The 11,122-nt window shown below is 66.5% G+C and carries 6 protein-coding genes and 1 pseudogene; all 7 read right to left on the reverse strand.

Going from position 1 to position 11,122, the window contains the following annotated elements; all coding sequences use genetic code 11:
- Positions 1–170 precede the first annotated feature (170 nt).
- The 7 genes and pseudogenes from WBL05_RS07340 to WBL05_RS07370 all read right to left on the reverse strand — a co-directional run bounded on the left by WBL05_RS07340 (position 171) and on the right by WBL05_RS07370 (position 10,943).
- The gene (locus WBL05_RS07340) at positions 171–1,430 is read right to left on the reverse strand and encodes an IS256 family transposase (protein WP_424224835.1); all 1,260 of its coding nucleotides are present in this window, start codon (positions 1,428–1,430) and stop codon (positions 171–173) included.
- 399 nt (positions 1,431–1,829) lie between these two features.
- Positions 1,830–3,215, reverse strand: a complete 1,386-nt coding sequence (locus tag WBL05_RS07345; protein WP_424224829.1) for a UTP--glucose-1-phosphate uridylyltransferase — start codon at positions 3,213–3,215, stop codon at positions 1,830–1,832.
- Positions 3,212–4,182: pseudogene (gene galE, locus WBL05_RS07350) on the reverse strand (UDP-glucose 4-epimerase GalE). The gene WBL05_RS07345 and the pseudogene galE overlap by 4 nt, the downstream one beginning before the upstream one ends.
- Positions 4,179–5,345 carry a galactokinase gene (gene galK, locus WBL05_RS07355; RefSeq protein ID WP_424224830.1) on the reverse strand — a complete coding sequence of 389 codons (1,167 nt, stop codon included), beginning with the start codon at positions 5,343–5,345 and terminating at the stop codon, positions 4,179–4,181. Before galK ends, galE begins: the two are co-directional and overlap by 4 nt.
- Before the next feature lie 340 nt (positions 5,346–5,685).
- Complete coding sequence (locus WBL05_RS07360; protein WP_424224832.1) at positions 5,686–7,101, reverse strand: MFS transporter; 1,416 nt, start codon at positions 7,099–7,101, stop codon at positions 5,686–5,688.
- Positions 7,102–7,105: 4 nt separating this feature from the next.
- Positions 7,106–9,604, reverse strand: a complete 2,499-nt coding sequence (locus WBL05_RS07365) for a glycoside hydrolase family 2 TIM barrel-domain containing protein (protein WP_424224836.1) — start codon at positions 9,602–9,604, stop codon at positions 7,106–7,108.
- Positions 9,605–9,627: 23 nt separating this feature from the next.
- A protein-coding gene (locus WBL05_RS07370; RefSeq protein WP_424224834.1) for an IS3 family transposase occupies positions 9,628–10,943 on the reverse strand; the annotation gives its coding sequence in 2 pieces (ribosomal slippage) (positions 9,628–10,649 and positions 10,649–10,943; 1,317 coding nt in all).
- Positions 10,944–11,122: the final 179 nt, after the last annotated feature.

Raw genomic sequence — 11,122 nt, forward strand, 5'->3', positions numbered from 1 at the left:
TACGGTGGGGCATGGAAGACCTCTGTTTCGTGAAATGGGTTCTGTCGTAAGTCCCACACTTCACTCAGAGGTCTTCCCCTATGTCCAGCAGACCCGCCGCGCGTACTCAATCTCCGTGGTCAGTACAACTAGGGTCTGTCAGATAAACGGTGTGTGAGGCCCGGCGGTTTCTAGTGAGTGGCTCTCTCGAACCTGCCTGCGAAGGTGATCGCGAAGGCGTTCAGGGCGGGCTTCCACCTGACGACCCAGCGTGCCTTTCCGTGGCCGGTGGGGTCAAGCGATCGGGTGGTCAGGTACAGGCACTTCATCGCGGCGGCCTCGTTGGGGAAGTGGCCGCGGGCGTTCACCGCCCGGCGGTAACGGGCGTTGATGCTCTCGATCGCGTTCGTCGTACAGATCACGCGTCGGATCTCCACGTCGTACTCCAGAAACGGCACGAACTCGGCCCACGCGTTCTCCCACAACCTGACGATCGCCGGATAGCGCCCGCCCCAATCGTGGGCGAACTCGGCGAACCGATCCCTGGCCGCGGCCTCCGACGGGGCGGTGTACACCGGCTTGAGGGCCTTGACGATGGCGTCGCGGTGTTGCCGGCCGGCGTAGCGGAACGAGTTTCTGATGAGGTGGACGATGCACTGCTGGACGACGGTGCGGTCCCAGGTGGTGGTGATCGCCTCCGGCAGTCCCTTCAGCCCGTCGCACACGGCGATCAGCACGTCGTCGACGCCGCGGTTCTTCAGCTCGGAGAACACCTGCAGCCAGAACCTGGCGCCCTCGGCGCCGTCGCCGGCCCAGATCCCCAGGATGTCTCGTTCGCCGTTGGTGGTGACGCCCATCACCACGTAGAACGGGGTGTTGCGGACCTGGCCGTCGCGGACCTTGACCACGATCGCGTCGACGAAGATCACCGGATAGAGCGGGTCCAGTGGCCGGCTGGACCATTCAGCGAGCTCTCCGGCGACCTTCTCGGTGATCCGGCTGATGGTGTCCTTGGGCACCTTCGCCCCATACACCTCCTCGAAATGGGCGGCGATCTCACCGGTCGTCAGGCCGCGGGCCGACAGCGACAACACGATCTGGTCGATCCCGTCCAGGCGCCGTTTCCGCTTCGGCACGATCACCGGCGTGAACGAGCCGTCCCGGTCCCTGGGCACCTCGATCTCGACCGGCCCGATCTCGGTCAACACCGTCTTCGACCGGGTGCCGTTGCGCATGTTCGGGCCCAGCGGCGCTGCGCCGTGCTCGTGGCCCAGGTGCTCGGTCAGTTCCGCCTCCAGCGCGGTCTCCAGGACCTGCTTGGTCAGCCCGGACAACAACCCGCCCGGGCCGACCAGGGACATTCCCTGAGCCTTGGCCTGGGCGAGCAGCTGCTCGGCGAGCTGCTTCTGATCGATGATCTCTCCCGTCACGGGGTCGATCATCTCGGTCATCTCGGTCGTGTCAGTCACGGCCATCTCCTTTCGGATCAGGCCGGACCCCCACACACCGTTACTCCGACAGTCCCGCGTAAGCAGGGGTAGCTGATCTGCGAGGGTCGTGACTTCGCTGTCATGCCCAGAGTCGGACATCGACCTCGGAGACTCTGACCGGGGTCGGGCCCCATCGAGGTAGCGACGATCGATGGTGACCCGAGGCGACTGCTGACCCTGGGTCTCCGGCGGGGCGCGGCTGGCCTGACCATGCTGTTGCCGCACCGGCTGCCCCCACGACCTCACCGCAGCCGTCAGGGAGCCGAGCGCCGCGATGAGTCATCGTCGACGGTGACCGTCCGGCCCGGCCGGACCTCGGCGACTGCCGGGGCCAGCCGTCGGACGCGGGGGGCGACGGGTTCAGTGGAGGTCGGGTGGTACTGACTGTTGTTGTCCGTTGTCTTCGAGGGTGGCGTCCCCGGTCACGTGGACGGGATGGGAGAAGGTCCAGTCGCCGCGGACGCGCAGGGATCGTGCGTCGCGCAGGGAGGGGACGATCTGGACGCGTTCGTCGAACTGGTTGATGGTCTTGTAGTGGCGTGGGTCGAGGTGGATCCCGGGGAGCTTGGGGAGGTCGGTGACCAGCCGGGCGTCCTCGGCGAGGGTGAACACGTCGGAGCGGAGCAGCATCAGTTCGTTGGTGGTCTTCACGGGGAGGAACCGGCCGCGTTCGACGGCGATGGCACGAGCGCCGGGGAAGACCTCGATCGCGGCCCCCATGGCGGTCTCGAGCTGGAGGGTGCGGGGGGACGTGGGGTCGGTGGGATCGACGGTCTTTTCGTTGCGGATGAGGGGCAGGCCGAGTACCGGCCCGGACTGGCTGAGGCGGTCGTGGAGGCGTTGCAGGTCGAGCCACAGGTTGTTGCAGTGAAAGTATCGGTGGCGGTGTTCGTCGGTGAAGTAGTGCATCTGGTCGGCCGGCGTTTGGGCGGTGTCGCGGAGGATGAGTTGGCCGTCGCTGCGGCGGACGGCGAGGTGTCCGCCCTTGCGGTCGTTCGCGGTGCGAAGGCATACTTCGGCGGCGTAGGGGGCGTCGGTGGCGGCGAACCAACCGGCGAGGCGCGGGTCGGGGGCGGCGCCGAGGTTGTCTCCGTTGGCGATGGTGAGGTACCGGTAGCCGCGCTCGAGCAGGGCGTCGAGGACGCCGGAGGACGCGAGGCGGGTGTAGACCTCGCCGTGGCCGGGTGGGCACCATTCGAGGGTTGGGTCGGCGGGCCAGGTCACGGGGACGAGGCCATCGACGCGGATCTTGGGTTCGGCGCTCTGCAGGAAGTCGACGGGTAGCCCGTCGGCGGCGAGGTCGGGGTACCGCTCGAGGTGGGTGAGGGTGTCGGCCCGGGTGCGGAAGCTGTTCATGAACAGCAGGGGGAGTCGCACGTCGTAGCGCTCCCGCGCGTGGCGGACCTGGGCGACGATGAGGTCGAGGACGGTTTGCCCGTCTCGGACGGGGAGCAGGGTCTTGGCGCGGTCCAGGCCCATGGAGGTGCCGAGGCCGCCGTTGAGCTTGATCATGACGGTCTGGGCGAGAGCGTCGTGTGCCTGCGTCTCGTCGACGTCCACGTCGGCGAGGCGTTCGACGTCGGTGAGGGGGCTGATCGTCTCCTCGGGGATCAGGCCGGTCTCGCCGGTGGCGGCGAGGCGGTAGTAGTGCGCGAAGACCGTGCGGGCAGCGTCGTCCGCGCCAGCGGCACGCATCTTTTCCAGGGCCTGGGCCAGCCCGGGCTCGGTGGGTCGGGTGTCGTTCATCGGCGGGGTCCTCTCGATTGCGCCTGCCAGGCGCTGGCGACCATGTCGATCAGGGTGTGACGCATCGCCCAGTCGAGGTCGCGGGCGGCCCGGTCGCCGTTGGCGACGATTCGGGGCGGGTCGCCGGCACGGCGGGGGGCGACTTCGGGGGTGAACTGGATGCCGGTGACGTCGGCGATCGCGGTCATGATCTCGGCGACCGAGACCCCGCTGCCGCTGCCCAGGTTGTATGCGGCGTCGACGGGGGCGCCGGCGGTGAGCCGTTCGGCGGCGGTCACGTGGGCGAGGGCGAGGTCGTGGACGTGGACGTAGTCGCGCACGCACGTGCCGTCGGGGGTCGGGTAGTCATCGCCGAAGACGCGAGGTGTCCTGCCCGCGAGGAGTGCGTCGAAGACCAGCGGGAACAGGTTGTGCGGGCTGGTGTCGTACAGGTCGGGGTAGCCCGACCCGACGACGTTGAAGTAGCGCAGCGACGTGTGCGCCAGCCCGGTCGCTCTCGCCTGATCGGCGAGCAACCACTCCCCGATCAGCTTCGACTCACCGTAGGGCGACTGGGGGTCCTTGGGGGTGTCCTCGGTGACCAGGGTGACGTCGGGCGTCCCGTACACGGCCGCGCTGGAGGAGAACACGACCTTTCCGACCCCGCCCGCTGCATTTCCTCTAGCAGGACCATGGTGCCGACCACGTTCTGCCGGAGGGTGTGCAGCGGACGCTTGACCGACTCGCCGGCGTACTTGAAGCCGGCGATGTGGATCACGCCCTCGACGTCGTGCGCGGCGAACGTGCGACCGAGCAGGTCGCCGTCCAGGATCGACCCTTCCACGAACGGGACGCCGGGGTCGACGAACTCCCGGTGTCCGCTGGACAGGTCGTCCACCACGACGACGCCGATGCCCCGTTCGGCGAACACCCGGGCCACGTGAGAGCCGATGTAGCCCGCCCCACCGGTCACCAGCCACGACGTCATGGCGTCACCTCGATCCGGCCGGCGCCGGCCACCGGGCGGACGCTGAAGGTGCCCGGCTCGGTGAACCCAGCAGAGGCAAACGCCTCCCGGACGCCGTCGGTCACCGTCGCGACGGCGTCCACAGGCACCAGGGCGATCACGCAGCCGCCGAACCCGCCTCCGGTCATGCGCGCACCGATCGCGCCATGGGCGCGGGCGACGTCGGTGGCCAGGTCGAGCTCGGGCGTCGAGATCTCGAAGTCATCGCGCATGGAGGCGTGCGAGGAGTCCAGGAGGGCGCCGATCCCGGTGGGCCCCTCCAATCGCAGCACCTGGATCGTCTCCAGCACCCTCTCGTTCTCCGTCACCACGTGGCGGACCCGCCGGAACGTCACGTCGTCCAACAGCTCCCGGCCGGCGTCCAGCTGGGCCAGCGAAACATCGCGAAGGCTCGTCACCCCGAGGGCGCGAGCACCGGCCTCACACGCGGCCCGGCGAGAGCCGTAGCCGCCGTCAGCGTGGGCGTGGCTGACACGGGTGTCGATGACCAGCACTTCCAGCCCGGCGCCCTCGAGGCCCAGGGGGATGGTCTCGGCTTCCAGGCTGCGGCAGTCGAGGAACACCGCGCACCCGGCTTCGCCCAGCAGGGACGCCGACTGGTCCATGATGCCGGTGGGGGCCCCCACGACGACGTTCTCGGCCCGCTGCCCCACACGTGCGAGCGAGCGGCGGTCGAGGCCGAGCTCCCACAGGTCGTTGAGGGCGACGGCCACGGCGCTCTCGATCGCCGCCGACGACGACAGGCCTGCGCCAATCGGGACGTCGGAAATGAGCGCGAGGTCGAATCCGGGCAGGTCCGTCAGGTCGGCGCCGTGTTCGCCGAGCGCCCACACCACGCCCAGCGGGTAGGCCGACCAGCCCGACAGCCCAGCGGGTCCGATCCGGTCCAGGGTGGTCTCGACGACACCGTCGACGTAGTCGGTGGCCAGCCGGACCCTTCGGTCCCCGCGCAGGCGCATCGCTGCCACCGCTTGCCTGTCGATCGCAAAGGGCAGCACGAGCCCGTCGTTGTAGTCGGTGTGCTCGCCGATCAGGTTCACCCGACCCGGCCCCGCCCAGAACCCGGACGGCTCCACGCCGAACAACCCCTCGAAGAACTCCGACAGCGGAGCAGTGGCGATCATGGATGCATTTCCTTCATCTCTTGAGATGGGTAAGTCGGTGGTGTCGTGGGTCGAGGCGTCACGCGGTGACGGCGATCTCCGCCTTGACCCTCCTATTGGCCTCCAAAGCCTTCAGCGCGCTGCACCTGACCCCACCCCCGCGCATCCTCCACCTGGACCCCAAAGGCACCTGACCAGGGCAAACCCCCGCCCCTAGTGACACGACGTGTCAGCAGCTGATCACGCAATCCCCCACAACCCCCGATCCGCTCTCTTTCCACGAAATCAGCTGCGGAACCCCAGCACAACCATCCCGTGAAGAAGCAGACTCGAGCAGGGTCTTCGGAAAGAGCGCGAGGCGTCACGCGGTGACGGCGATCTCCGCCTTGACCCTCCTATTGGCCTTCTCCACGTCGAGGCGCGTCAGCAGCAGCAGGATGATGAAGTTCATGATGGCCGGGAGCCACAGGTACATGAAGCTGATCATCTGCAGCGCGGACTCCGGCTGCGTGTCCGCACCACCGACGTAGCCACTCCATGCGAGCAGCCATCCTGCCAGTGCCGTCCCGATTCCGCCGCCCAGCTTCACGCCGAACGAGGTACAGGAGTACATGACCCCATCGATGCGCCGGTTCTTGGTGAGGTAGGTGTACTCGGACGCCTCGGCTATCAGTGCGTTCAACGTGCCTTGCAGCGGGCTCATCCCGAGCGAGGCCAGGCCCGCGAAGAGGAGCATGAGGGGAATGCTGCCCATGTACGCCGCGACGAGAACACCGAGCCGGCCGACGACCGCGATCACATACCCGGTGATGTTCACCCGGTACATCTCACCGAACCGCTTCACGAGGAACGGGGTGAAGAGCAGACCGATGATCAACGGCGCGTTGATCGCCCACGCGAAGACTCCGAGAAGGTTCGCGTCGCCGAGGATGTACGTCATGAAGTAGATCCCCGTGTTGAGCGTCGCGGTGAAGATCTGCGCCAGGAGGAACACGAGTAGGATGATGAGGTAGTACTTGTTGGCCACCACGAGCTTCGCGGCCTCCTTGAAGCTGGTCACCTCCACCTCGGCGAGCTCCGCGGGGTCATGGTGGGCGCCCGGCCGGTCCGCAAGCTCCTCGCGCGAAAGCTCGCGCACCGAGAACACCGACAGCGAGTTCACGGCTAGCCCGATCACGGCGTAGATGATGGCGATCGTGCGCCAGCCCTCGGCGCCGCCACCGAACTGTTGCACACCTGCGACGGTGAAGGTCTGGATGAGCATGCTCGTCCCGAAGGCGAACATGAAGCGGATGGAGCCCATCTGCACACGCTCGGCACCGTTCTTGGTGATGAGCGCCGTCAACGCCGAGAAGGCGATGTTGTTGGCCGTGAAGAAGACCGCGTTCAGCAGCGTGTAGGCGATGAAGAACCAGGCGTATTGCGCGGTCTGGCCGACGTTGGTCGGGATCGCGAAGGTGGCGATGAGCGTGGCGGCGCAACCGAAGTACGCCCAGAACATCCACGGACGTGCCTTGCCCATCTTCGTGTGCGTGCGGTCGATGAGGTTTCCGAAGAAGAGGTCACTGACCCCGTCGAAAATCCGGGAGGCCATGATCAATGTGCCGATGATGCCTGGGTTCAAGCCCACGGCATCGGTGAGGTAGATCATGACGAACGCGGACAGGAACGCATACACGACGTTCCCGCCGACATCGCCCGATCCATAACCGATCTTGTTGTACCACTTGAGGTACGTCTTCTCTTGGGTGGCAGGCACGTCGTTGTTACCCTTCACTAGTTCACTGCTCGATGGTGGGAATCAGGGTGATGTCGAACCGGAACGTCTCGGCATCCACGCGGTACTTTTCGAGGAGTTCAGGACCGCAGCTGTTGGACCCGATCCCGGCGTTGGCGTGGTCCAGGCACAAAACGGTGCTGCCCGCCGGTACGAGTTCATAGCTGTGGGCACGTCTCGCCAGCTCTTCCTGCGTGTAAGGGGAGGCGTTGAAGGAGAAGGTCTCGCTCCCCACGGCGGTGAGGGACAGACCGCCTCCGGCCACGATGACGTAGTCACAGTCCGCGTGGCTGCCGTTCTCCTGCGGACGCAGGTAGTCCTCGTGCAGGCGGAATACGTCGGAGCTAAAGAGGCCGTGATGGGAAGCTCGGCGTTTGTCGACGTAGCTCTCGAACGGACCCAAGCCGCAATAGGTAACCTGCGACATCTCCTTAGGCAGGAACAGCCTGATCCCGAAGCGGGGCAGCGACGGAAAGGCAGGGTCACGCCTCACTGAGAGGGACGCCTGCACCGCACCGGAGGTGTTCACGTGCCAGGCGGCCTCCACCTTCAGGATCGGCTGGATCGTGGGCGCCACGACCGCGAGGGGGAAGGTGAGCGTCACCGCATCCGCGCCTGGCTCGACGCTTGCGGAGTAGGCGCGTGCCGAGGCGGCGTCGTAGTGGGCGCGTCTCCACTCGGCTTTGATGTTCATGTCGTTGTCCGTCGGTGCCCGCCAGATATTGATCTGCGCGGGAGCATCGAGCAGATCCCGACCGCCGAGGGTCATGGTCTGGGGCAGCCCTGTGCGCGTGTCGAAGGCGTACCGGAACGCCTCGGACTCGACGGTGATGGAGGAGGCGTCCTCGGTGACGCGCAACCGGCCCGAGCCCGGCTCGGTGCCCTCCAGGAGAGCGACCGCCCTCTGGTTGCGTCCATCGGCGGTGGTCAGCTCGAGTTCGTCGAAGCCGAGCTCATGCCCCTCCGTGAGGAATGGCACCTCGCCCTTCAGATGAGACGTCACGAGCAGGTGGCAGGTGCCCGCCTCGGGCACGGTCGGCGTGAGCGTCACGGTTGTCTCGGACCGCGGCGGCACGCTCTCGTCGAGATCGACGCGCACAGTCTTGACCACCTCGCCGTCGCAAACGACTCCGCAGGTCAGGTAGATGTGATCGCGCAGATCGGTGAAGTCCATGTCGTTGCGCAGGGTGAGCCGGCCGGTGTGCTGGTCGAACCCGAGGACGCGGACAGGCCGGTGGACGTTCTTGAGCTCCAACAGACCCGTGTGGGGCGTGCGATCGGGGTAGACGAGACCATCCATGCAGAAGTTGCCGTCGTGGATGTCTTCGCCGTGGTCACCGCCATAGAAATAGATGTCCTTGCCGTTGTCGGCCTTGCCCTTGTAGACGGCGTGGTCGCACCATTCCCACACGAAGCCGCCGCACATGCGCTCGTCGGCCCGGATGATCTCCCAGTAGTTTTCGAGGTCACCGGGGCCGTTGCCCATGGCGTGGCTGTATTCCACGAGGATGAACGGCTTGTCCGGGTCGGAATCGAGGTACTCGTGAATCTCGTGCAGCGCGGGGTACATCCGGCTGTAGAGGTCGATGTTCGAGTAGTCGTACTTCCGCTTGCTGTTACGGTAGAAGGCGCTCTCGTAGTGCGTAAGGCGGGTGGGGTCGAACTCGGCCATCCACGCGAGCGCGGCTTCGAAAGTGCACCCGTATGCGCCCTCGTTGCCCGCCGACCACATGACGATGCTCGGGCGGTTCTTCTCACGGATGACGCAAAGTCGGGTGCGGTCGAGGGTCGCCTCGATCCACTCGGGGTTGTCCGCGATCGGCTCGTTCCAGTGTTCGACCTGATTCGCGAAGGAGGGGTCCTCCAGGAACTGAAACTGGGTGCCGTGGCTCTCGTTGTCGGCCTCGCCCATGACGAAGAATCCATATTCGTCGCACAGCTGGTAAAAGCGCGGCGCGTTTGGATAGTGAGCGGTGCGCACCGCGTTGATGTTGTGCTGCTTCATCAACCGCAGGTCGGTTTTCATGTGATCGAGGTCGATGGCCGGGCCGGTGACCGGGTCGGAGTCGTGGCGGTTGACGCCGCGCAGCTTGATCGGCTGCCCATTGACGTGGACGACGGCATTCACGACCGTGATCTCACGGATGCCGACGCGGTCGGTGACGACCTCCTGCGGTGAGGTGAGGGTGAGGGTATAGAGGTAAGGATTCTCGGCGGTCCACAGCTGCGGGTCCTCAACGCGCAGCTGGACCCGGTGGGTGTACGTGTCGTCGCCGGAGAACTCCTGCAACTCACCGCTTGCGACGCGCGTCCCATCGGCGTCGGTGAGTTCGGCGGAGGTCGGCACGGACTTGCCGCGGTAGAGCCCCCGGATCTCGACCGTGGCCCCCGTCGTGTCGATCGTCGTGGTGGTGAAGTAGTCGAAGAGGACGGAGGCCGGCCGCGAGAGCAGGTAGACGTCGCCGAAGATCCCGCTGACGCGGAACTTGAATCGCCCCGGGATCGGTGGAGACTCGGTTAGTTGGTTTAGGCCTCGGTGAGGACCTTCTCCTCACGGTAGTGGGTGGTGGGGTGTCGGGACCAGTAGTTGGTCTCGAACTCGACGGGCGGGACGTGGCCGAGCTCGCCGTGGAGGCGGCGGTGGTTGTACCAGTCGATGTACTCGGCCACGGCGATCTCGACGTCGCCGACGTGCTTCCAGCCGCCTGTGGGTCGCATCGCGGGGTTGCGGATGCACTCGGCCTTGAACAGCGAGTTCAGCGCCTCGGCCATCGCGTTATCGTAGGAGTCGCCCTTGCTGCCGACGGACGCGACCGCCTCGGCGTCGGCGAGTCGCTGGGTGTAGCGAATGGCTCGATATTGGACTCCGCGGTCGCTGTGATGGACCAAACCGGTCAGATCGGCGCCGCTGCGTCGGCGTGCCCACAGCGCCATGTCGAGGGCGTCGAGGGCGAGGTCGGTGCGCAGCGAGGTGGAGACCTGCCAGCCCAGCACGATCCGGGAGAACACGTCCAGGACGAACGCGACGTAGACCCAGCCGGCATGCGTGCGGACGTAGGTCAGGTCCGCCACCCAGAGCTGGTTGGGTGCCTGCGCGACGAACGCGCGCTCGACCAGATCCGCGGGTCGAGGCGTTTCCGCGCCATCGGAGCGGGTGGTGAAGGCGTGCTTGGCCCGTGGGATGCCGCGCAGTCCTTCGGCCCGCATCAGCCGCTCCACCGTGCAGCGAGCCACTTGATGGCCGGACCGGACAAGCTCGGCGTGGACCTTCCGCGCGCCGTAGACGCCCAGATTCTTGGTGTGCACGGTTCGGATCTCCTTCGTCAGTTCCTGGTCGCGGAGCGCGCGCGCCGAGGGTGTGTGGTGCTTGGTGGCGTAGTAGGTGCTCGGAGCGATCTGCACGCCAGCGTCCCGCAGGACGCGGCAGATCGGCTCGACTCCGAGTGCACGGCCCTCGACGATCCGATCGCGGTGGGTGTCGATGTAGTCCACAACCACCGCGACCGGCACCTCCCGAGTGGCTACCTGATCTTGCGGTCGAGCTCCGCGGCCGCGAAAAAAGCCGCGCTCGTCTTCAGGATCTCGTTCGCGCGTCGCAGCTCCCGGACCTCGCGTTCCAGCTCGGTGATCCGGGCCTGGTCATCCGTGCTCAGCCCGGGACGGCTCCCGCCGCCGACCTCGGCCTGCCGGACCCAGTTCCGCAACGCTTCGGGATGGACCCCCAACTGGTCCGCGACCCGTTTGATCGCCCCACGACTCGTCTCGGGATCCTTCCTCGCATCCAACGCCATCCGCGTCGCCCGCTGCTGGAGCTCGACGCTGTACTTCCTCGGTGCTGACATGACTCTCATCCTTCACTGGTTTGAGAGCCTCCACCAGACCCGGGGCGATTCAGGCCTGAACTCTCCAGCCCTCAACTGGGCTCGAATGTTTCGCAGGAACTCCTCCACCCCGACCCCGGAACTGATCCGTGCCACGGTGACACGGTCCACCCCGGGAGTCTTGGACCCCTTGTTCCCGG

The sequence above is a fragment of the Brooklawnia sp. genome (assembly GCF_049651565.1).
In the GTDB taxonomy this organism is placed as follows: Bacteria; Actinomycetota; Actinomycetes; order Propionibacteriales; family Propionibacteriaceae; genus Brooklawnia.